General features: G+C 65.7%; 21 protein-coding genes. 19 read left to right on the plus strand and 2 right to left on the minus strand.

The genetic code is table 11. The annotated features are described in order from the left end of the window. The first annotated feature begins 3 nt into the window (after nt 1-3). The 12 genes from ACZ50Q_RS03750 (at nt 4) to ACZ50Q_RS03805 (ending at nt 11,921) form a co-directional block, all read left to right on the plus strand. Nucleotides 4-963, plus strand: coding sequence for an ABC transporter ATP-binding protein (locus ACZ50Q_RS03750; protein WP_464080601.1), 960 nt, complete (start codon nt 4-6; stop codon nt 961-963). Then, the gene (locus ACZ50Q_RS03755) at nt 960-1,673 is read left to right on the plus strand and encodes an ABC transporter permease (protein ID WP_076516979.1); all 714 of its coding nucleotides are present in this window, start codon (nt 960-962) and stop codon (nt 1,671-1,673) included. The genes ACZ50Q_RS03750 and ACZ50Q_RS03755 overlap by 4 nt, the downstream gene beginning before the upstream one ends. Then, a complete protein-coding gene (locus tag ACZ50Q_RS03760) occupies nt 1,670-3,049 on the plus strand; it encodes a GldG family protein (protein WP_092580895.1) in 1,380 nt (459 codons plus the stop codon). The genes ACZ50Q_RS03755 and ACZ50Q_RS03760 overlap by 4 nt, the downstream gene beginning before the upstream one ends. Further along, nucleotides 3,046-3,636 (plus strand): electron transporter SenC, encoded by a 591-nt coding sequence (locus tag ACZ50Q_RS03765; protein WP_464080602.1) that lies wholly within the window; start codon nt 3,046-3,048, stop codon nt 3,634-3,636. Before ACZ50Q_RS03760 ends, ACZ50Q_RS03765 begins: the two co-directional genes overlap by 4 nt. Before the next feature lie 281 nt (nt 3,637-3,917). Beyond that, nucleotides 3,918-4,823, plus strand: coding sequence for a branched-chain amino acid ABC transporter permease (locus tag ACZ50Q_RS03770; RefSeq protein WP_464080603.1), 906 nt, complete (start codon nt 3,918-3,920; stop codon nt 4,821-4,823). Continuing rightward, the gene (locus ACZ50Q_RS03775) at nt 4,823-5,803 is read left to right on the plus strand and encodes a branched-chain amino acid ABC transporter permease (protein ID WP_092580899.1); all 981 of its coding nucleotides are present in this window, start codon (nt 4,823-4,825) and stop codon (nt 5,801-5,803) included. The genes ACZ50Q_RS03770 and ACZ50Q_RS03775 overlap by 1 nt, the downstream gene beginning before the upstream one ends. 2 nt (nt 5,804-5,805) lie before the next feature. Then, the gene (locus tag ACZ50Q_RS03780; protein WP_076516970.1) at nt 5,806-6,546 is read left to right on the plus strand and encodes an ABC transporter ATP-binding protein; all 741 of its coding nucleotides are present in this window, start codon (nt 5,806-5,808) and stop codon (nt 6,544-6,546) included. A gap of 3 nt (nt 6,547-6,549) precedes the next feature. Continuing rightward, entirely contained in the window at nt 6,550-7,206 is a 657-nt protein-coding gene (locus ACZ50Q_RS03785; RefSeq protein WP_092580901.1) for an ABC transporter ATP-binding protein, read from the plus strand. 18 nt (nt 7,207-7,224) lie between these two features. Continuing rightward, nucleotides 7,225-8,661 carry an aldehyde dehydrogenase family protein gene (locus tag ACZ50Q_RS03790; RefSeq protein ID WP_464080604.1) on the plus strand — a complete coding sequence of 479 codons (1,437 nt, stop codon included), beginning with the start codon at nt 7,225-7,227 and terminating at the stop codon, nt 8,659-8,661. Between the two features lie 27 nt (nt 8,662-8,688). After that, a complete protein-coding gene (locus ACZ50Q_RS03795; RefSeq protein WP_076516964.1) occupies nt 8,689-9,441 on the plus strand; it encodes a glucose 1-dehydrogenase in 753 nt (250 codons plus the stop codon). 14 nt (nt 9,442-9,455) lie between these two features. After that, a complete protein-coding gene (locus ACZ50Q_RS03800) occupies nt 9,456-10,580 on the plus strand; it encodes a zinc-dependent alcohol dehydrogenase family protein (RefSeq protein WP_092580905.1) in 1,125 nt (374 codons plus the stop codon). Nucleotides 10,581-10,616: 36 nt separating this feature from the next. After that, nucleotides 10,617-11,921, plus strand: a complete 1,305-nt coding sequence (locus ACZ50Q_RS03805; RefSeq protein ID WP_464080605.1) for an ABC transporter substrate-binding protein — start codon at nt 10,617-10,619, stop codon at nt 11,919-11,921. A gap of 151 nt (nt 11,922-12,072) precedes the next feature. Here ACZ50Q_RS03805 and ACZ50Q_RS03810 read toward each other — a convergent pair whose 3' ends face one another. Next, complete coding sequence (locus tag ACZ50Q_RS03810) at nt 12,073-14,424, minus strand: cytochrome P450 (RefSeq protein ID WP_464080606.1); 2,352 nt, start codon at nt 14,422-14,424, stop codon at nt 12,073-12,075. Between the two features lie 67 nt (nt 14,425-14,491). Further along, nucleotides 14,492-15,481 (minus strand): Bug family tripartite tricarboxylate transporter substrate binding protein, encoded by a 990-nt coding sequence (locus ACZ50Q_RS03815; protein WP_092580911.1) that lies wholly within the window; start codon nt 15,479-15,481, stop codon nt 14,492-14,494. Between the two features lie 172 nt (nt 15,482-15,653). On the opposite strand from ACZ50Q_RS03815, the gene ACZ50Q_RS03820 reads away from it, so the two are divergent. The 7 genes from ACZ50Q_RS03820 (at nt 15,654) to ACZ50Q_RS03850 (ending at nt 22,618) form a co-directional block, all read left to right on the plus strand. Beyond that, nucleotides 15,654-16,493, plus strand: a complete 840-nt coding sequence (locus ACZ50Q_RS03820) for an IclR family transcriptional regulator (RefSeq protein WP_464080607.1) — start codon at nt 15,654-15,656, stop codon at nt 16,491-16,493. A gap of 136 nt (nt 16,494-16,629) precedes the next feature. Continuing rightward, nucleotides 16,630-17,223, plus strand: a complete 594-nt coding sequence (locus ACZ50Q_RS03825; RefSeq protein WP_464080608.1) for a putative 2OG-Fe(II) oxygenase — start codon at nt 16,630-16,632, stop codon at nt 17,221-17,223. A 163-nt stretch (nt 17,224-17,386) separates the two neighbouring features. Continuing rightward, nucleotides 17,387-18,433 carry a hypothetical protein gene (locus ACZ50Q_RS03830; RefSeq protein WP_464080609.1) on the plus strand — a complete coding sequence of 349 codons (1,047 nt, stop codon included), beginning with the start codon at nt 17,387-17,389 and terminating at the stop codon, nt 18,431-18,433. Beyond that, entirely contained in the window at nt 18,423-18,689 is a 267-nt protein-coding gene (gene fliQ, locus ACZ50Q_RS03835) for a flagellar biosynthesis protein FliQ (protein WP_464080610.1), read from the plus strand. Before ACZ50Q_RS03830 ends, fliQ begins: the two co-directional genes overlap by 11 nt. A 7-nt stretch (nt 18,690-18,696) precedes the next feature. Beyond that, nucleotides 18,697-19,461, plus strand: a complete 765-nt coding sequence (locus ACZ50Q_RS03840) for a flagellar biosynthetic protein FliR (RefSeq protein ID WP_464080611.1) — start codon at nt 18,697-18,699, stop codon at nt 19,459-19,461. Further along, nucleotides 19,440-20,540 carry an EscU/YscU/HrcU family type III secretion system export apparatus switch protein gene (locus tag ACZ50Q_RS03845; RefSeq protein WP_464080612.1) on the plus strand — a complete coding sequence of 367 codons (1,101 nt, stop codon included), beginning with the start codon at nt 19,440-19,442 and terminating at the stop codon, nt 20,538-20,540. Before ACZ50Q_RS03840 ends, ACZ50Q_RS03845 begins: the two co-directional genes overlap by 22 nt. Beyond that, the gene (locus ACZ50Q_RS03850; RefSeq protein WP_464080613.1) at nt 20,537-22,618 is read left to right on the plus strand and encodes a flagellar biosynthesis protein FlhA; all 2,082 of its coding nucleotides are present in this window, start codon (nt 20,537-20,539) and stop codon (nt 22,616-22,618) included. Before ACZ50Q_RS03845 ends, ACZ50Q_RS03850 begins: the two co-directional genes overlap by 4 nt. The last annotated feature ends 17 nt before the right edge of the window (nt 22,619-22,635 follow it).

Consider the following 22,635-nt stretch of genomic DNA (forward strand, 5'->3'; position numbering starts at 1 on the left):
GCCATGGAGCCCGCCGTCGCCTTGCACCAGGTCTGCAAGTCGTTCGGGCCGCGCCAGGTCCTGGATTCCCTCAGCCTGTCCGTCAGGCCGGGGGAGATCCTGGGCCTGCTGGGACCGAACGGCAGCGGCAAGACCACCACGCTGCGCCTGATGGCGGGCTTTTACACGCCCGACAGCGGGCGCATCACCATCCGCGGCCGCGCGCCCGCGCCGGGCCGGGGCAATGCCGATATCGGCTATCTGCCCGAGCGCGCGCCGCTGTATGACGCCCTGACGGTGACGCAATACCTGGAGTTCGGCGCCGGGGTCAAGGTGCAGGGCGGCGCCCGCGCGCGCCGCCTGGCCATCGAGCGCGCCATCGACGGCTTCGATCTGCAGGGCGTGGCGCGCTCGGTGATCGGGCGGTTGTCCAAGGGGCAGCGCCAGCGCGTGGGACTGGCGCAGGCCGTGCTTAACGACCCGCCGGTGCTGCTGCTGGACGAGGCCACCAACGGCCTGGATCCGCTACAGATCGTCGAGGCGCGCGCGATGATCCGGCGCTGCGCCGAAGGCCGGGCGGTGGTGTTCAGCAGCCACCTGATGCAGGAAGTGGAGGCGCTGTGTTCGCGCATCGCCATCCTGCGCGAGGGCCTGCTGGTGCAGGACCAGGCGCTGGGCGAATCGCGCACGGCGCTGCACCTGCAACTCGCCCTGCCCACGGCCCGGCACGGCCCGTTGCACGCGGCCCTGTCCGCCTGCCCGGGCGTCAAGACCGTGGACATTTCCCTGCTGGATGGCGGCCACAGCAAGTGGCGCATCGCCTGGGAATCCCCGGCCGCCGGCGCGGCCGCGTGCGACGCGGCGATGCGCGTGGCGCTGGCCCACGCCGAACTGCGCGCCGTGCTGCCGGCGCAGGAAGCCGTCGAGGCCCGCCTGCTGGCGGCGCTGGCGCCCAACGATCCCCCGCTACGGAGACGCGCATGAAAGGATTCGCGGCCTTGTACCGCAAGGAATTGCGCACCGACTTCGGCTCGCCCGTCGCGCTGGCCGTCGTCGCGGTGTTCTGGGCCCTGTCGGGCTACCTGTTCAGCTTCAACCTGTTCTTCGTCAGCACCGGCCAGATGGTGACGGCGTTCCATAACATGACCATCCTGCTGATCCTGGTGATGCCGCTGGTCAGCATGCGGGCGTTTGCCGAAGAGGCGCGGCAGGGCACGCTGGAACTGTTGCTGACCCTGCCGTTGTCGGACTTCACGCTGGTCGCGGCCAAGTACGCGGCCGGGCTGACCATGCTGGCGCTGATGCTGGCGGGCACCATGTCGGCGGTGCTGCCGCTGGCCTGGTACGGCGAGCCGGACTACGGCCCCATCGTGGGCGGCTACATCGGGGTCTTCCTGTACGGCGCGCTGTTCCTGGCGATCGGCATCGCCGTGTCCAGCGCCTGCGCGAACCAGATCGTGGCCGCCAGCGCCACCTGGGGCATTCTGGTGCTGCTGTGGTTCATCGACTACCCGGCCGCGCTGGACGCGTTTCCGGCGCTGTCGCCGTTCTTCCAGGCCTTGTCGCTGTCGGCCCAGCACGTGGACTTCATCCGGGGCGTGCTGCCCGGGCCCGCGACCGTCACGCTGGCCAGCGTGGCCGTGCTGGCCCTGATGGTGGCATCGGTCAACCTGAAGCGCTGGAGGCTGCGATGAGCCCCGCCTTGCGCCGCGCCGGGCGGCGGCTGTCGCTGTGGCTGCCCGTGCTGGCCGTCGCCGCGCTGCTGCTGGCGCTGAATCTGTGGGCGTCGCGCCATCTGGGCCGCATCGACCTGACCGCGCAGCGGGTGTACAGCCTGGCGCCGGAAAGCCTGGAGGTTGCGCGCCAGGTGCGCCAGCCCGTCGAGGTGACGTGGTTCTACGACCTGCGCAACAAAAGCATGGTCGACGCGCTGGAACTGCTGCGGCAGTACGAGCGCGAGAACCCGCTGATCCGCGTGCGCGGCGTGGATCCCGCCCTGCGTCCGGCCGAGGCACGCGCCGCCGGCATCCAGTTCGCGGGCAGCGCCGTGCTGGCCTCGGGCGAGCGGCGCACCACGATCAACGGCGGCACCGAGACCGACTTCACCAACGCGCTCATCCGCATCAGCCAGAATGGGGCGCAGACGGTCTGCTTCACGCAGGGCCACCGCGAGGCCATGCTGGACAGCCTGACTTCGCTGGACGACCTGGAGGAACACGACCACGACGAGAACCTGGTGGCCCGCGTCGAGGTGCACGAGCAGCACGGCATGGCGATGGCGCGCAACGCCTTGCAGACGCTGGGGTTCTCCACGCGCGCCGTCGGCGCGGGCAGCCTGGCGCAGGCCCTGCCGCGCTGCGCCGTGGTGGTGGCCGCCGGACCGCGCACGGCGTTCGGCGAGGACGACGCGCAGGCGCTGCGCCGCTGGACCGCCGCGGGCGGCAAGACGCTCCTGCTGCTGGAGCCCGACACGCGGCACGGCCTGGATGATCTGCTGGCCGATTTCGGGATTGCGCTGGCGCCGGGGGCGCTGAGCGATCCTGGCAGCCATTACCGCAACGATCCCGGCAGCCCGGCCGTCAGCGACTACACGCGCCACAAGATGACGCGCGGCCTGCCGCTGAGCTTCTTTCCGGGGGCCGCGGGGCTGGAACCGGCGGGCGACGGCCTGCCGCCCGGCGTGGTGGTGACGCCGCTGGCGCAGACCTCCGCCCAGGCCCATCCGCCCGGCCAGCCGCCGTCGCGCTACACGCTGATGGCGCTGGCCACGCGTAGTGCGCAGGCCGCCCGCGAAGACGGCGCCGCACGGCCGACGCTGCTGGTGGCGGGCGACAGCGACTTCGCGATCAACCGCCACTTCGCCACGCTGGGCAACGGCGCGCTGTTCACCAACGCCGTCACGCTGCTGGCGGGCGAGGATGCGCTTCTGTCGATCCGCCCGCGCCACTACGAAAACCGCCGCGTCGAGCTGACCAACCGGCAGATGCGCGCGGTGTTCTGGACCAGCACGGTGGCCTTGCCCTTGCTGGCGCTCTTGACCGGGCTGCTGCTGTGGTGGAGGCGTCGGTGAGCGCCGCGCGCGCAATCTGGCCCGCGCTGCTGGCGGCCGGCATCGCGCTGTCGGCGTGGCAATGGCACGAGGCCGAGGAATCGCCGGCGCAGCACCACGGCCACACCCATCTGCATGACGACAGCGGCAAACCCGCACGGCTCTATGCCTGGGACGCCGGCCGCGCGGCGCAGGTGACGCTGGCCTCGGCCGCCGGCTCAGTCCAATTGACACGCGGTCCGCAGGGATGGGCCGCCACGCCGCCCGGGCAGGCGGCGGAATTTGACGCGGCCGGCTTCGTCGCGCTGTTTTCCCAGGCCCGCAGCGACCGCACGCTGACGCCGCAGGAAGGCGAGAACTATGGCCTCGCGCCGCCGCAACTGCGCATCGACGTGCGCGACGCCGCGGGCGAACGCCTGGCCCTGCTGGACGTGGGGGCGCTTGCGCCCGATGGACTAGGCCGTTATGTACGCCTGCCGGACGAGGCGCAGATCCGGATTATCCCGGACTATCAGACGCGGGCGCCCCTGGCCGCATTGGGGGCGGCCGGGCCGCAGCCGGCGGCCACTCCACCGCTTGTTAAACCCGCCTTGCACAAAGATAAATAGCTGGCCGATAAACCCCTACCTATACTTCGCACACATACCCAGGCGGGTTTGCCCGGCGACTTGGCGGGGCGAACCGACAGCCTGAATAAAGCGCCTTCCGGCCCTTTGCGCACGCAGCACGCAGTACGCAGCACGCAGCAAATACACGCACCGCGCAGCGGGCACGGCAAGGTTGACAACGAGACAAGGACGCGCCGGGCGCGTCCAGGGCGCAAGCCCGCACGCCGCGCGGCGCATTCGATCATCGCCGCGCCCGTGCTCAGCGTATTGGGAGAAGACGCTTGACCTTGGATCTACTGCCTCTCGCCCTGGTGGACGGCGTGGCCTACGCCAGTCTGCTGTTCCTGGTATCAATGGGCTTAACCCTGGTGTTCGGCGTGATGGGCATCCTGAACGTCGCCCACGGCGCGTTCTACGCCTTCGGCGGCTATGCCGCGGCCAGCTTCGTCATGTTCCTGGCGCCCAAGACCGACTCTCCCTTCCTGCTGTTCGCGGCCCTGTTCCTGGCCGCCATCGCGGTGGGCCTGGCGCTGGGCAGCATCATGGAGTTCGTCCTGATCCGCCGCGCCCAGAACTACGACCCCATCCTCAAGCTCCTGCTCACCTTCGGCGCATTCCTGATGCTGGAAGACATCCAGCGCCTGCTGTGGGGCGCGCAGCCCTACAGCGCGAGCGAAGTCGTGAACCGCCTGGGCAACATTGAAATCGGCGACATCACCTACACCACCTACCAGCTCGTGGTGGTGCCGGTCACCGCGCTGCTGGCCTACGTGTGCCTGGAATACTTCCTGCGCCACACCAAGCTGGGCAAGCAGACCGTGGCCACGACCCACAACCGCGAGGTCGCGACCTCGCTCGGCATCAATGCCAAGAAGATCGGCTACGTCACCTTCGTGATCGCGACCATCCTGGGGGCGCTGGGCGGCGCGCTGGCTGCGCCCACCACCTCGCTGGTGCCGGGCGCGGGCACGGACATGACGGTGCTGTCGTTCGCCGTGGTCGCCACCGCCGGGCTGGGCCAGATCACCGGCGCGCTGATCGCGGCGCTGCTCATCGGCATCATCCGCGCCATCGCCGTGTACACCGCGCCCGAACTGGAAGTGGCGATTCCCTACATCATCATGGTGCTGGTGCTGATCATCCGTCCGCATGGCCTGTTCACCGTTGCCCAAGCGAGGACGATCTGATGAAAGTCCCCGTCCTCAGCCTGCTGGCCGCGCTGTTCACGCTGTTCCTCGGCTACACCTATTCCTGGACCATCACGCCCATCGTCATCGGGCTGACCTACGCCATCGCCGCGCTGGGCGTGTCGGTCATGGCGCGCGCCGGGCAGATTTCCTTCGGCCACGCCATGTTCGCCTGCATCTCGGCCTATACCGTGGCCTTCCTGGCCAAGGCCATGCCGGGCCTGGACGCGCTGGTTCTGATCCTGGCCGGCGTGGCTGCCAGCTTCGCCGCCGCCGTCGTCATCGGCCTGTTCGTGGTGCGCTACCGCGGCATCTTCTTCGGCATGCTGAACCTGGCGCTCAGCATGGTGCTGTTCGCGCTGCTGGGCAAGCTCTACACGCTGACGGGCGGCTCGGACGGAATGCGCATCGTGCGTCCGACCCTGGCCGGCATCGCCATGGAGCGCGAATCCTTCGAACGCGCGCTGCTGGTGCTGACGCTCGTCCTGTCGCTGGCGCTGGGCTGGTGGGTGCAGCGTTACTTCCGCTCAGGCAGCGGCCAGGCGCTGTCGGCCATCAAGACCAACGAAACGCGCATCGAATACCTGGGATTCTCCGCCTACTTCATCATGTGGAAGGGCTACCTGCTGTCGGCCGTGGTCGTGGGCTTCTCGGGCGCCATCCTGGCCCTGATGCAGGGGCTGGTCACGCCGGAAATCGGTTCGTGGCTGCGCTCCGGCGAGTTCGTCTTCATCACCATCCTGGGCGGCGCGGGCCATGCCGCCGGCGCATTCCTGGGCGCGGTGGGCTTTGAGTCCGTCAAGCTGATCTCGGCGGCGTATTTCCCGGGACTGTGGCAGTTCCTGCTGGGCCTCACGCTCATCCTGGTGATTTTCATGTTCCCCACGGGCTTTGTCGGCCAGATCACCAAGCGCATCAAGTCGCGCGAGCGCGCGCAGCGCCGCGCCCAGGCTCCCGTGCAGGTCGCGGCAAGGAACTGACGATGAAACCCCTCATTCAAACCACCGACCTGTACCTGGCCTTCGGCGGCGTGGTGGCCGCCGACAACATCAACTTCGAACTGCACGAAGGCGAACGCCTGGCCGTGATCGGGCAGAACGGCGCGGGCAAGACCACCTTCATCAACATCTGCACGGGCTACCTCACGCCCTCCAAGGGCAAGGTGTACTTCGACGGCAAGGACGTCACCGCCATGGCGCCGCGCAAGATCGTGCGGCTGGGCATGGGGCGTTCGTTCCAGCTTCCGCAGCTCTTTACCGAGCACACCGTGCGCCAGTGCGTGCAGATCGCCGCCGCGCGCCGCAACAAGGAACTGAGCTGGTTCCGCTCGCTGGAAAGCACCATCGACGGGCGCGAGGTGGACGCCACCCTGGACCTGGTGGGCCTGTTGCCCGACGCCGACGAGGCCTGCATCGAGCTGCCCGAGGGCAAGCGCAAGCTGCTGGACGTGGCCATGGCGCTGGCGCTGCAGCCCAAGCTGCTGATCATGGACGAGCCCACCAGCGGCGTGGCGTCCGAAGACAAGTTCGGGCTGATGGAAACCGTGATGCATGCGCTGGACGAACGCCGCGTGACGAGCTGGTTCGTCGAACACGACGTGGACATCGTGTCGCGCTACGCCACGCGCGTGGCGGCCTGGATCGCGGGCAAGGTGGCCGCGGACGGATCGCCCGACGAGGTCTTGAACAATCCGCAGATCAGAAGCGAAGTGCTGGGGGCCTGAACCATGTTGAATCTATCGGCCATCAATGTCGACCTGGCGGGCAATCGCATCCTGCGCGACGTCAGCGCCAATTTCGAATCCTCGCGCACCATCGGCATCGTCGGGCGCAACGGCGCGGGCAAGACCACGTTGCTGCGCACCATCATGGGCCTGACGCGCATCCGCTCCGGCACGATCGCCTTCGACGGCGCCGACCTCACTGCCTTGCCCGGCCACAGGCGGGCTGCCATGAAAGTGGGCTACGCACCCGAAGACCGCGTCATCTTCCCGACCATGACGGTCGAGGAAAACCTGCATCTGCCCTGCGAGGTGCAGGGCCAGTCCAAGGCCGAGATTCAGGCGCGCATGGATACGGTGCTGAAAGTGGTGCCGCAGATCGAGCCCATGCTCAAGCGCTCGGGCTCCGCGCTGTCGGGCGGGCAGGGCAAGATGGTGGCGCTGGCGCGCGCGGTCATGGTCGGCACGCGGCTCCTGATGCTGGACGAGCCCTTCCAGGGCCTCGCGCCCAAGCTGGCGCGCGACTACACCGAGGCGCTGGGACGGCTGAAGGAGATGCAGCCCGACCTGTGCGTGGTGATCACCGAATCCAACGTCAAGTTGCTGGGCGACATTCCCGACCAGATATGGACGATCGAGCGCGGCTCGATCACGCTGAACTGAACTCCACGGAGACATTCCATGACGCAGATGATTATCGGCGGCCGCCAGGTCGACGCCCAGGACGGGCGCACGATCGAGGTCGTTTCCCCCGTAGACGGTGACGTGTTCACCACCATCCCGCGCGGCCAGCAGGCCGACGTCAACGCGGCGGTGCAGGCGGCGCGCGACGCGCTGGAGAGCGCCTGGGGCGACATGACGGCGCTGGAGCGCGGCCGGCTGCTGATGCGCCTGGGCGAAAGCGTGCTGGCGCATCACGAGGAACTGGCGCAGCTCGAATCGCGCGACACCGGCAAGCCCATGTCCACCGCACGCGGCGACATCACCGTGCTGGCGCGCTACTTCGAGTTCTACGGCGGCGCGGCCGACAAGGTGCACGGCCAGACCATCCCGTTCCAGAAAGACTATTCGGTGCAGTTGATTCGCGAGCCGCTGGGCGTCACCGCCCACATCATCCCGTGGAACTATCCCGCGCAGATGTTCGGCCGCAGCGTGGCGCCCGCGCTGGCCATGGGCAACGCCGCCGTCGTCAAGCCCGCCGAGGACGCCTGCCTGTCCATCATCCGCGTGGCCGAGTTGGCGCTGGAAGTGGGCTTTCCGCCGGGCGCGCTGAACATTGTGACGGGCCTGGGCGAAGAGGCCGGCGCGGCGCTGTCGCGGCATCCGGGCATCAATTTCATCACCTTCACCGGTTCCAACGAGGTTGGCGTGCTGGTCCAGCAGGCCGCCGCGCTCAACGCGGTCAAGTGCGTGCTGGAACTGGGCGGCAAGTCTGCGCACATCGTCTTTGACGACGCCAACTACAAGCTGGCCATTCCCGCCATCGTTAAGGGCATCGTCCACAACACCGGGCAGACCTGCACGGCGGGCAGCCGCCTGCTGGTGCAGAAGGGCATCTACGCCGACTTCATGAAGGCGCTGGGCGAGGAGTTCTCCAAGGTGCGCGCCGGCACGCCGGACATGGACCTGACCTGCGGGCCCGTCGTCAACAAGGCGCAGTACGACCGCGTCAACGGCTACATCGCCAAGGGACTGTCCGAGGGCCTGACGGTGGCGGCCGAGGGCGGCATCGCCGACGGCGTGCCCAAGGGCGGCTTCTTCGTCAAACCCACGCTCTTTGCCGCCACCAGCCACGACAGCGACCTGCTGACGCAGGAGATCTTCGGGCCGGTGCTGGTCGCGTTGCCATTCGCGGACGAGGCCGAGGCCATCCGCCTGGCCAACGCCACCGATTACGGCCTGCTGGGCGCGGTCTGGACCGAGAACGGCGGACGCCAGCAGCGCGTGGCGCGCGGCATCAAGTGCGGCCAGGTCTATATCAACGGCTTTGGCGCGGGCGGCGGCGTGGAGCTGCCCTTCGGCGGCGTGAAGAAGAGCGGCCACGGCCGCGAGAAAGGCTTCATCGCGCTGGAAGAAATGAGCACGACCAAGACCCTGATTCAGTTCTATGGCGAGTGATCGCCGCGCATCATACGGAGACAAAAAATGAGCCAGTTGCAAGGCAAGGTTGCGATCGTCACGGGCGGGGGCAATGGTTTTGGCGAGGGCATCGTCAAGCTGTACGCCAAGGAAGGCGCCAAGGTGGTCATCGCCGACATCAATAAAGAAGCCGCCGACCGCGTGGCCGCGGACATCGGCGACGCCGCGCTGGCCGTGAAGGCCGACGTGTCCAGCCGCGCCGACATCGACAACGTGGTGCGCGCCGCGCTGGACAAGTTCGGGGCCGTCGACATCGTGGTCAACAACGCCGCCATCACCCACAAGAACCAGCCGATGCTGGACGTGGACGAGGCCACCTTCGACCGCATGTTCGACATCAACGTCAAGTCCATCTACCACATGGCGCAGGCCGTGGTGCCCGTCATGCGCAAGCAGAAGCGCGGCGTGATCCTGAACATCGGCTCCACTGCCGGCATCCGTCCGCGTCCGGGCCTCAGCTGGTACAACGCGTCCAAGGGCGCGGTCAACGTGCTGTCCAAGTCCATGGCCGTCGAACTGGGCGGCGAAGGCATCCGCGTCAACGCCATCTGCCCGGTCATGGGCGTCACCGGCATGTTCGAGCTCTTCATGGGCCTGCCGGACACCCCCGAGAACCGCGCGAAATTCGTGTCGACGATTCCGCTGGGCCGCTTCTGCCAGCCGTCCGACGTGGCCGCGGCGGCGCTGTTCCTGGCGAGCGATGCGGCCGAGTTCATCACCGGCGTGGAATTCCCGGTCGATGGCGGCCGCACCGTCTAGGCAAGGGGCTGCGCATGAAAATCAAAGCGGCGCTATTGCGGAACGTGGGGGTCGAAGGCCCCTATGCGCAGACCCGGCCCCTGACCATCGCGGACATCGAACTGGACCCGCCCGGGTTCGGCGAAGTGCTCGTCAGGATCAAGGCGGCGGGGCTCTGCCATTCCGACCTGTCGGTCATCAACGGCGACCGGCCGCGCGGCGTGCCCATCGTGCTGGGCCACGAGTCGTCGGGCGAGGTGGTCGAGACCGGTCCCGGCGTCACGGACCTGAAAGCCGGCGACCACGTCGCCATGGTCTTCGTGCCCAGCTGCGGCTGCTGCAACCCCTGCATGGAAGGCCGTCCCGCCCTGTGCGAGCCCGGCGCGGCCGCCAACACCCAGGGCACCTTGCTGGGCGGCGAACGGCGCCTGCACATCGGCGACGAATACATCAACCACCACACCGGCGTATCGTGCTTTGCCGAGTACGCCGTGGTGTCGCGGCGCTCCTGCGTCAAGGTCAACGTCGAACTCAGCCACCGCGAGGCGGCGCTCTTCGGCTGCGCGGTGCTGACCGGCGCGGGCGCGGTCATCAACCGCGCGCGCATCAAGATGGGCGATACCGCCGCCATCGTCGGCCTGGGCGGGGTGGGCCTGAGCGCGCTGCTGGCCGCCGTGGCGGCGGGCGCGCGCCGCGTCGTCGCCATCGACCTCAGCGACGACAAGCTGGCGCTGGCCAGGGAACTGGGCGCCACCCACATCGTCAACCCGAAACAGGTCAAGACCGACGACGACCTCATGGACCTGGCGGGCGGGCGCGTGGACTTCGGCTTCGACATGGCCGGCGCGGTGCCTGCCTTTGAAACCGCCTACAAGCTGACGCGCCGCGGCGGCGCAACCGTCACCTCCGGCCTGCCCAATCCCAAGTTCAGCTTCCCGCTGTCGCTGTCGCAGATGGTGGGCGAAGAGCGCGAGATCCGAGGCAGCTACCTGGGGTCGGGCGTGCCGGCCATCGACATCAGCCGCTACATCGACCTGTACAAGGCCGGGCGGCTGCCGGTGGACCGCATGATGGGCCGATCCTTTTCGCTGGACCAGATCAACGAGGGGTTCGATCACCTCGCCACCGGCGGCAGCCTGCGCGACGCCATCGTTTTCTAAGGGCACAGACCCGACTACAACACTGGAGACAACACCATGAAGACCTCACGACTGGCGGCCCTGCTGGGCGCCACCCTGCTGTCGGGCCTGGCCACGCTGGCGATCGCCGCCGACAAGCCCAAGGAACTGAACATCGGCATCTCGACCTTCCTGTCGGGATCGGCCTCGGTGTTCGGCGTGCCGGCGCGCGACGCGGCCGACATCCTGATCGAAGAGATCAACGCCAACGGCGGCATCGACGGCGTGAAGATCGTGCCCAGCTACATCGACGAAGGCGGCGGCGGCGAAAAGCTGCTGTCCGAGTACCGGCGCCTGGCCGAGGGCGGCACGCGCGTCATGCTGTCGGCCATTTCCAGCGGCCACTGCAACATCGTCGCGCCCGTGGCCGAGGACCTGAAGGTCCTGAACGTGATGTGGGATTGCGGCACCGAAAAGGCGCTGGAAGGCAAGAACTACAAATATGTCGTGCGCACGCAGGCCAACGCCACCACCGAAATGGTCGCGCAGGTGCTGTACCTGATGAAGGTCAAGCCCGACTTCAAGACCATCGCCATCGTCAACCAGGACTACGCCTGGGGCCGCGATTCGCGCGACATCTTCCTGGCCGCGCTCAAGAAGTTCAAGCCCGACGTCAAGGTCGTGGCCGAGATGTTCCCCAAGTTCGGCGCGGCGGACTTCTCCACGGAAATCAGCCGCCTGCAGGCCCTGCGCCCTGACGTCATCGTCTCCACCTCGTGGGGCGGCGACCTGGACAACTTCGTGCGCCAGGCCTCGCAGCGCAACCTCTTCAAGAACTCGACCTTCGTGCTGTCGCTGGCGGAAAGCTCGCTGGAACGCCTGGGCAACGCGCTGCCCGAAGGCGTGCTGGTCGGCGCGCGCGGCGACCACTACTTCCTGCATCCGGAAACCAAGGACGATCCCAAGCACCAGGCCTTCGTGAAGAAATTCCACGACAAGACCGGCGCCTACCCGATCTATTCCGTCTACCACATGGTGCAGGGCATCAACGGCCTGAAGGCGGGCTACGAGAAAGCCATCAAGGACAACGGCGGCAACTGGCCCACGCCCGAACAGGTGGCCGCCGCCATGCATGACGTGAGCTTCAAGGGCTACGGCCGCGAAGTGAAGATGCACCGCGCCGACGGCCAGGCGCTGGAAGCGCAGCTCTTCGGCGTGACCAAGAAGAGCGACAAGTACCCCTTCAAGGTGCTGGCCGACATCACCATCGTGCCGGCCGAGCTGGTGACGCCGGGGGTGACGGACACGTCGATGGCCTGGATCGAAAAGAGCCTGACCCCCGACGTCCTGAAGAGCGACCAGATCAAGGTGTTCCCGAACTGATCGGGAAGGATTGAGCAAGCAGCAGTGTGTGGTGCAGGGATGGCCCCGGCGTGAATCGCCGGGGCGTTTTTTTGTGCGCACTTCAGGTGTCTGACACCCCTGAAGCACCGCGACACACCCGAAGCCAACGCTGCCGGGTGTCAGACACCGTCTACAGCTCCAGCACGACCCGCTTCCCTCCGCAAGACCGCGAGCAGCACGCCATCATCTTGTTGTTGGCCTCGCGCTCCGCGCGCGTCAGCACCACGTCGCGGTGATCGATGTCGCCTTCCAGCACGCGCACCTCGCACGATCCGCACAGGCCTTCCTCGCAATCGCTCTGCACGTCGATGTTGGCCCCGCGCAGCGCCGTCAGCAGGGTCTGGTCGGCGGGCACCGTGATGACGATGCCGGAATCCTTCAGCACCGCCTCGAAAGGCTGCTCCTTGGTCGGGTCCAGCGTGCCCAGCGTCGAGTGGAAGTGTTCCACGCGCAGCGCGTCCTCGGGCCACGCCGCGCAGCAGCCCGCCAGCGCGTCCAGCAGGCCTTGCGGGCCGCAGGCGTACACCTGCGCGCCCGGCGTGGGCTGGGCGAGCAGGGCCGCATAGTCCGCGCGCCCGCCCTCGTCCTTGATGTGCAGGTGCAGGCGATCGCCGTGCAGCGCCGCCAGTTCGTCCACCAGCGCCATGGAACGCCGCGAACGCCCGCTGTAGTGCAGCGTGTAGTCCAGGCCCAGTTCACGCGCGCGGCGCGCCATGGCGCTGATCGGCGTGATGCCGATGCCCCCCGCGATCAGGATGAGCCGGGCAGCGGATTCGTTCAGCCGGAAATGATTGCGGGGGCCGCGGATGCGCAGGCGCGCGCCCGGCACGGCATGCGCGTGCATCCAGGCCGAGCCGCCCCGGCCGTCGGCTTCCCGCAGCACCGCGATCTCGAATACGCCGGTCTCGGCGGGGTCGCCGCACAGCGAATACTGGCGCGAAAGGCCGGTGTCGCCGCACTCCACGTCGATGTGCGAGCCCGGCGTCCAGCGGGGCAGGGGCTTGCCGTCGGGCGAGGCCAGACGCAGCCGCAGGATGCCCTCGGCGGCCAGCTCCGCCTGTTGCACCACCATCGGCCGGGTGATGGCGTGCGAGGACGGCTCGCCGATGCGCACGGGATGCATGCCGTCCAGCAGGGCCGGATTGGCGCGCTCCGGATTTTGCGCGGGATCCCATTCCACCCACAGGTGTTCGGGGCCGCGGAATGACGTGTTGGGCACATACGTGAAGGTCTGCTCGGACAGCTTCAGGTGCGGCAGGCGGCGCGTCAGCTCTTCCAGGAATATCTGCATCTCCATGCGCGCCAGGTTCTTGCCCATGCACTGGTGCGATCCATAGCCGAAGGTGAGCTGGTCGCTGGCGTTTTCGCGGCGGATGTCAAAGAGGTCGGCGTCGGCGAACTGGCCTTCGTCATGGTTGGCGGACGAGGTCACGATCAGCAGCTTGGCGCCGGCCGGAATGGAAACGCCCGCGATCTCCACGTCGCGCGTGGCCAGCCGCCGCCACGCGGCGACCGAACCGTTGTGGCGCAGGCATTCCTCGACCGCATTGGGGATCAGGTCCGGGTCCTCGCAGATGTCGCGCCAGGCTTGCGGGTGCTGCAGCAGCAGCTTGATCGCATTGGCCGAGGCATTGGCCGTGGTCTCGTGCGCCGCGACGATGCCGGCCATCATCATGGAATGCAGGTACGAATCGGTCACCACGTCCGGATGGGTCTGCTGCTTGCGCAGCCCGTATTGCATCCAGCCCGGGCCGGACGGGTCCTGCCGCATCTTGTCCAGGATCTTGCCCGCGAGCTGCCAGAAGTTGCCCACCGCGTGCGCCACCGCCACCTGTTCTTCGGGCTTGGGACGGCCCCAGGTGTTCACGGTGTGCGCGATGGAATACTGGCGCAGCAGGTCCATGTCCTCTTCCGGGACGCCCAGGAAATGCAGCGCCACGGTCAGCGGCACTTCCCACAGCATCTGGTCCACCAGATCGGCGCGGCCGTCGTCGATGAAGCGGTCCACGTATTCGCGCGTGAGGCGGCGCACCATGGGTTCATGGTGCTTCAGCTCCTCGGGCGTGAACGGGTCCATCAGCACGCGGCGGCGCGGCATGTGCGCCGGCTCGTCCTCGTTCACCAGGGTGCGGTTCATGGCGTAGCCATACGATTCCAGCACCGCGTTGGCCTCGGGCCCGGTCGGCGTGATCTTCTCCAGCGCAATCGACGGGCTGAACGTGATGTTGTCACGGAAGATCGCCTTGATGTCGTCGTAGCGCGTCACCACCCAATAACCCAGTTGCGGGCTGTAGAACACCGGCTCCTGTTCGCGCGCCCAGCGCACGTACTCCGGCGGATCCTGCTGATAGCCGTCGCCGAAGGGATCGAAGGCGGCGGCGCGCGCGCTGACCGGACAGCCGGTGGGGCTCTGCGCGGCGGCCAGCGCGGCGTGGTCGATGGGACAGCTCGTCGGGCGCGGGGAGGCGGTTGCTTGGCTCATGGCGATGTTCCGTGTGTTCGTCTTGCGGGCCCGCCGCGCGGGGCAACGCGCGGCGGGCGGGCGATGCTCAATCCAGCGTGATGCCCAGGTCGCTGATCAGTTTCTGCCAGCGGGCGCGTTCGCTCGTCAGCATCTCGGCGTATTGGGCGGGCGTGTTGCCCACCGGCTCGATGCCGAACTCCACCAGGCGCTGGCGCGTTGCGGGATCGTTGATGGTGGCGACCACCTGCTTGTTCAGCGCGTCGATCACCGGCTTGGGCGTGCCGGCCGGGACCACCACGCCCACTTGCGCGGACGCTTCCACGTTCTTCAGGCCCAGTTCCGCGAAGGTCGGCACGTCGGGCAACTGGGGCAGGCGCGTCGGGTTGGCGACGGCCAACGCCTTCACCTTGCCGCCGTTGATGAAACCGGCGCCCGCGGCCAGGTCCACCATCATGGCGGGAACCTGTCCGCCCGCCACGTCCGCCAGCGCGGGCGATGCGCCACGGTACGGCACGTGCGTCATCGTCAGGCCCGCCTCGACCTTGAGCAATTCCATGGCCAGGTGATGCGGGCTGCCGGCGCCGGCCGAGGCGTAATCCAGGCCTTCCTTGCGGCTTTTGGCGTCCGCCAGGAATTCCTTGGCGGTATTGACCTTCATGGCGGGGCCGACCACCAGGATCATCGGGAAGCGTCCCATCAGCGTCACGGGCGCCAGGTCTTTCGCCGGGTCGTACGACAGCTTCTTGTAGAGCGCGGGGTTGAACACCAGCGTGCCGTTGTCGGCGGACAGCATGGTGTAGCCGTCAGCCGGGGCGCGCGCCGTTTCCGACGCCGCGATGGCGGTATTGCCGCCCGGCTTGTTCTCGATCACCACGGGCTGGCCCAGGCGGCCGGTCAGCCCCTGTCCGATGCTGCGCGCCAGGAAATCCGACCCGCCGCCCGCGGCGTAAGGCACGATCCAGCGCACGGGCTTGGAAGGATAGTCGGCAGCCGGCTGCTGGGCGAACGCGCTGGCGCCGGCCAGCAGGGGCAGGGCCAGCAGGCCGGCCAGGACATGGTGTTTAACACTGCGCATGGGAAGTCTCCTTGTTGAGGAATGTCAAAACTGCATTCCTTGTTTGCGTTTGCGTAAATCATATACGCAATGCGTAATTTTTGAAGAAGGGTTAACCTTGATGCCGCTCCAGGCGCTGGGTCTTGACGACCGCCTGCGGGCGCCGTCCTGAAGTCCTGGAGTCGCACCCCTCATGAGCAAAACCCTCCCCCCTGAATCCGGCCTCGAACCCGTCCCCGATTCGTCCGCCCGCCCGCGTGAGCGCCGTCAACGGGTGCAGGCCGCCGAAACCGGCATGTCGGTGCTCAAGGGCCTGGCCCGCCTGGGCGGCCGCGCCAGCCTCACCACCCTGGCCGCCCACGTCGGCGAAAGCCCGGCCAAGGTGCACCGCTACCTGATGAGCCTCATCGCCGAAGGCCTGGTCGACCAGGAAGTCGCCACCCAGCAATACCACCTGGGCCTTGAAGCCCTGTATGTCGGCGTGGCCGCCATGCGCCAGGCCGACCCCCTGCGCATCGGCGAACCCGCGCTCGTGCGCCTGCGCGAAAGCCTGGCCGTCACCTGCTTCATCGCGGTCATGGGCAACAAAGGCCCCACCATCGTGCGCTTCGAGGAACCCGGCCTGCCGGTCACCGTGAACGTGCGCGTCGGGTCGGTGCTGTCGATGCTGTGGTCGGCGACGGGCCGCGCGTTCCTGGGGCTATTGGACGAGGCGTCCGTGCAGGCGCTGGCGCAAGCCGAGTTGGCCGACGCCCCGCCCGAGCAGCGCGCGCTGTTGGACCGCGACGACCCCGTCGGCGCCCTGCGGCGCGAGGTGCGGGCATCGGGGTGCGCCACCGTCAAGGACACGAATCTGCGCGGCATCAGCGCGGTGTCCGCACCGCTGTATGACCATACCGGACGGGTCTGCGCGGTATTGACCGCGTTGGGTGCGACGGGCGGGTTCGACGTGTCGGCGGACGGGGCGGTGGTCGAGGCGGTGAAGCGGGAGGCGCTGGCGGCTAGTGTGGCGTTGGGGTATGTGGCGGGGTAATTTTTTTTGAAATACCCCTAAACCGGATCGCGGCCGGATGGATAACTTGGGAATGTAGCGGCCGAAAGGCGCGCCGCCCAACTGCCTCTGCTTATCCATGTCTCGCGAAATTCAATGGTTATGGCCCACTCCGATCATGCACTACAACCTGCGCGAAAGCGGCCAGGTGGGCGCGGATCTGCATGAAGCTCTGCAGACGTATTCGGAGCGGAATCAAAGCCGCCTGCTGAATGACGAACGTCGGTCGGCGACGCTCGAAACGTTGTACACGAGATACGACACGGGTATTTTCAAGCGTACCCGGAATCCCCAACTGAAGGCGATACGCGAACTGCTGCTGGCGGAATGCGATAACTATGCCCAGGAAGTCTTCGGTGACCAGATTCGGCAGGCAGAGCGACACCATACGATTTGGTTTGTAGTTCAGCGCTCGGGCGAAGCAAACGACGCGGTTCACGCGCATTATCACGAAGGCTCCGACCTCGCATTTGTCTATTACCTGACCATGCCGAGGGACGGCAGCGGACAATTGGTATTGATGGACCCGAGAGGAACGGTGGGGCGGGGTGGATTTGTCGTTCCCCGCCATGCGTTGGTGAAAATTATCCAACCGCGTGAAGGCGATTTGATCATGTTCCCCCGCTACTTGATGCATTACACGACCCCAAACTCAGATAATGTAACGAGACGGGTGATCGCTGGCAGCGTCAAATACGAAAGAGCGGCCTGAAACAGCCGAAAAATCGAGTTTCTTCTATGGAGACTTGAGATTCATTTTCGTTTCAAATGAAATGTTTGGTTGTTACTAGTTTCTTATTGTAATTTTTGAAATGGCCTCCTAAACTCCGCCGAATATCTCTTTTCCGGCTTTTGGCTTTCCATTCGGCGCATTCATGTATTACCTGTTCCGCCCCGTCAAGCATTTGCATCCGATCCGTGAATGGGCGCTTGCACATGGCGCTGACTTGCTGATTGCGCCGGAAACTTTTGAGCTTTCGATTAATTTCGGTGGGCGCCGGGTTGTGTTGATTCCGCGCTTCGTTCGCGAATACGAAGGTCGGACTATTTATCAGCGTGATTTTGCGGGTGACGGAGACTTCATCGGATGGATGCCCTATCCGGTTAAATCCTGGCCCTTATCCACCGACAAGACCTTGTTCAAGACTTACGCGCTGGAAAACGGTCTAAGGGTGACGGCAAGCTGGACGGAAGGCGAACCGCTGACGCCGGATTTCATTATCAAGCCCGCTATTGGATCCTTCGGCGCCGGAATCCGTGGGCCGTTCGGACCGCTTGCGCCGCTGAATGAAGGCGCTGCCCTGCGGGGAGGGGAATTCTGTGAACAGTTTATTCGCGGCCGCAGCGCCAAGGCCTGGTTCTGGAATGGGGAGCCGGTGGCTCTGGAAGTACTCAGTCCTCCACAGATCACAGGAGATGGGCGTCGCACGCTGCGCGAGATCGCTGCACAACCGCGCGGAAACTTCGATGTAGTGATGAATCTGGAGGACTCAGTCCAGATATTGGCCTGGCAAGGCTACCAGCTCGACGACGTCGTGCCACTGGGTGTCAATGTCATGCTGGACTTTCGCTACATGACACCGCACGACCGCGTGACGCTGAAGAATCGCGATGTCTGGGATCAGACGCCGCCCCAGGTCGCGGCACAGTTTTGTTATGCCGGGCCGCTGCTGCAGCGTGGCATTGCTGAAAGCGTGCGACGTAACTCCGTGTTCACGCTGGACGCCGTAATCGACGACGACGACAAGGTCTGGCTCCTGGAGATGAACAGCCATCCAATGATTCACCCGAATGTCTATCCGAGAATGCTGGAGTCGATATTCGCCAATGGCGAATCGTCGGATCCGGAGTCGGATCAGGCGACGGGTACGGCTTCCCCGGCCGTATCCGAGCCCGAGGAGGAGACAGATCATGCGGCCTGACCTTGCCATCCAGCTGATGAGCGAACTGTTCTGGACGGGGCTGCTGATCTGTGCGCCCGTCTTGTTGCTGACGCTGGCGGTCGGCGTCGCGATCAGCATTTTGCAGGTCGTCACGCAGGTCCAGGAGATGTCGCTGACTTTCATACCCAAGATCGTGGCCGCAGTTGTCGCGATGGTGATGTTTGGCCCTTGGATGTTGCGCACCCTCATGCAATACGCAACGACGCTGCTTCGCGATGTGCCGGGCCTGCGGTGAGATTTCCATGATTGCTTTCCAGATATCCGCGGTCACGACAGTCCTCTTGATCTCGATCCGGATCGGGACGATGTTGGCCTTCACGCCGGTGTTCACCATGCTTCCCATTCCCGCAACCGCCAGGGTCCTGCTGGTGGCGATGTTGTCGGTCGCGGCCGCCGCGGCATTGCCCGCCGCCGGGCTCCCGGGGCCCTCATCCGCGGGTGCATTCATCCAAAGCGCGGCCCTGGAGTTCTCGTTCGGCCTGTTGCTCGCCTGCGGCATATTCTGCGCATTTTCGGCGATCGCCTTCGCGGGCCGCGCGCTCGATATCCAGATCGGCTTCGGCATCGGCCAGGTATTCGATCCCGTCAGCCGCACACAAGTGCCCATCATTACGTCCATCTTCCTTTACGCCGGCGTATTGCTGTTCTTCCTGACAGACGGGCATCACGCGTTGCTGCGGGGCATCGCTTACACCCTGACGGTCGTCCCCGTCGGAGGATTCTCGATTCAGGATGTGAATCTGCGTGCCGTGCTGGCGGCATGGGGCAACGTGTACGCGTTCGGCTTCATGCTGATTGCGCCCGTCGCCGCGATCCTGTTGTTGGTGGAACTCGGCTTGGGGGTGCTGGCGCGGGGGCTGCCCCAAATGAATGTTTTCGTGATTGCGTTGCCGATCAAGATCATGGTTGGGCTGGCCGCTCTGGGCGTGTGGGTGAAATTCATGCCATCTGGCCTGTCGCGCATCTTCGGGCTGACGTCAGACGTATGGAATGGGGCGGTGCGCTGATGCAGGAATTCGACAAGAGCGAAGCCGCCACTCCCTACAAGCTGCAACAGGCGCGTCGACGCGGGTCGGTTGCCCGCAGCCCTGACCTGACGGGCGCCGTGGCGCTATTGACCGCTGCCGCGGCGCTCTACGCGTGGGGTCGGGACGCGATGCAGGCGATGATGGCGCTGGCACGCGCGGCGCTGATACAGGGCCTGGCCATGGATCTGACGGCGGTTTCAGTGGTGTCGCTGGTGGGGCGCATCGGCGCAGGCGCGCTCCATGTCGTTGCGCCCTTTGCATTGACCGTCGGCGCTGCGGCGTTGTTGGCCAGCCTGGCGCAGACAGGTCTGGTCTGGAGCCTCTTTCCGCTCAAGCCGGACCTGACGCGCATCAATCCTGTCACCGGCCTTAAGCGACTGTTCTCGATGCGCACCATCTACGATGCGTTCAAGAGCGTCATCAAGGTCGCCATATTGAGCTGGGTGCTGTATGTGATCGTGCGGGACTTCATGCCAGCGCTATATCTGCTGGGCGAGCGTTCGCCATTCGATGCCTTGAGCGATCTGATGGCAATGCTGGGGGCGATGGCGTTGAAACTGGCGTTCGTTGCCCTGATGCTGGCGCTGCTGGATCTGGGCTACACGCGATTCGAGTTCAAGCGCAAGATGCGCATGAGCCGTCGCGACGTCAAGGACGAGGTCAAGCATCGCGAAGGCGATCCTCGAGTGCGCTCTCGGCTGCGCGGCCTGCGCGTGGAAATGCTGCAGAAGGCTGCATCGGTGCGACACGTTGGCCAAGCGGACGTGTTGATCGTCAACCCCACGCATCTGGCCGTCGCGCTGGAGTACAAGCGGGGTGAAATGGCGGCGCCTGTGATGCTGGCAAAAGGCGCGGGGTCGCTGGCGGCGCGGATGCGGACGGAGGCCTCGCGCTGCGGTGTCACCATCGTGCGCAATCCCCCACTGGCTCGCGCCCTGTACTTTCAGGGAGACATGGGCCAGACGATTCCAGCCTCGCTCTTTGCGGACGTTGCCCGCGTCATGGTGTGGCTGCTGGCGCAGCGCGATGCGCGTACGGCATTGCGGGGTGCTCCATGAACCGGATATCCCTGTGGTTGGCAAGCAACCGGGACGTCATCATGGTCCTCGTTGTGATGGGCGTGCTGATCGTCCTGTTCCTGCCGATTCCCCCCTGGGCCCTGGATTTCCTGATCCTGGCCAATTTCAGTTTTGCGTTCCTCATCCTGCTGCTGACGTTCTACATGACGCGTCCGGTGGAGTTTTCCACGTTTCCGTCGCTGCTGTTGATAGCCACGCTGTTTCGCCTGTCGCTGAACGTCGCGGCGACCCGGCTTATCCTGTCCGAGGCGAATGCCGGGAGCGTCATCTCTGCGATCGGCGGCTATGTCGTGGGCGGGAACTACGTGATCGGCCTTATCGTCTTCCTGATTCTGATCGTTGTGCAGTTCGTCGTGGTGACCAGCGGAGCCCAACGAGTGTCGGAAGTCGCGGCGCGATTCACGCTGGACAGCATGCCTGGTCAGCAGATGAGCATCGACGCGGACCTGAACATGGGGTTCATCACCCAGGAGCAGGCTCAACTACGGCGCAAGACGCTTGAAAAGGAGGCTGCATTCTATGGCGCCATGGATGGCGCGTCCAAATTTGTCAAGGGCGACGCCATAGCCGGCATCCTGATCATGGCCATCAACATCGTTGGCGGCTTGGTTATCGGTGTGATGCAGCTTGGAATCCCCTGGAGCGAAGCGATCCGCATCTATACCTTGCTGACGATTGGCGACGGCATCGTGACGCAGGTGCCGGCGCTGGTGATCGCCGTGGCCACGGGCATTATCGTTACCCGCTCAGCATCCGATGGAAATTTCAGTCAGGAAGTCGCGCGCCAGATCACTTTGTTTCCGAAGACGCTGTTTCTCGTTTGTGCCGCGCTGTTCGCGTTGATGGCGCTGCCTGGAATTCCAGCGTTGCCGGCGTTCGTATTGGCGTTGGTTGCCCTGGGCGTGGGCTGGGCAGCAAGACGGGCGATGCTCGCTGCGGGTGAAAAAGTCGGCGCCGCCGATACATCGGAAGCCCTGCCCGTGGCGCCGGAGTCCGGGAATCCGTACGAGGCATTGAAGGTCGAACCGATCGAGATCCAGGCAGGCGCGAATCTGTTGCCTTCGGTGGTGGATCATAGTGGCTTCTCGGATCGGATCGCCGTTTTTCGGAATCAGTACGTGCTGGAGATGGGCCTGGTGCTTCCCGCTGTGCGCTTCCGAGCCAGTACACGTCTGGCCCCCGATGATTACGAGATCCTGATACACGGCGTTCCCGTGGCCAAAGGGCACGTTTTGGCGGATCGCTGGCTTGCCATTCATCCCGCGGGCGTGACCAAGACCGTGCGCGGGATCGAGACCCGTGATCCGACCTACGGCCTGCCGGCAGTGTGGATCGAGGAGGCCGAGAAGGCGAATGCGCAGCAGGGCCGTTACACGCTCATCGACGGCCTGACCGTGCTGATGACACATCTCACCGAGGTATTGCGCCGAGAGTCTGCCACGCTGCTGACACGCGCAGAAACAGACAAGTTGCTGGAAAGGGTGCGGCAGGATCAACCTGGGCTAGTCGAAGAGTTAATCCCCGGAATTCTGTCGACGACCGAAGTGCAGAAAGTCCTGCAGGCGCTGGTGCGCGAGAAGGTCAGCGTGCGCAATCTGGAGGCGATTCTGGAGGTGCTTGCCGACGCAGGCAGGCACCAACACGATACCGGCCTGCTGGCGGAACAGGTGCGGCAGCGTCTTGGGCAGGCAATCTGCCGTTCGCTTTCCGGCGAAACCAGCACCTTACACGTGATTACGCTGGATCCGCTGACGGAAGCGCATATCGGGCATGCCTTGAGAACATCTTCGGAGACTGGCGGCCGATTGGCGATCGAGCCGCGGTTCGCGGATCAGTTGGTCGGCAGCCTTGTGCAGCAGGCTGAAGGAATGATGAAGGCGAACTTGCTTCCTGTGTTGCTGTGCTCGCCGGACCTGCGTCGACATATGCGGATGCTGACCGAGCGTGTGCTTCCTCATTTGCGGGTGCTGTCGATGTCCGAGGTCCCCAACAGTATTGACCTCAAGGCGTTCTCGGCGATTTCCGTCGCGGCAATGCACGAGGCTGCGGCCGCTTGACGCGCGTGACCTTCCAT

The sequence above is a fragment of the Achromobacter sp. T5-5 genome, assembly GCF_055397965.1.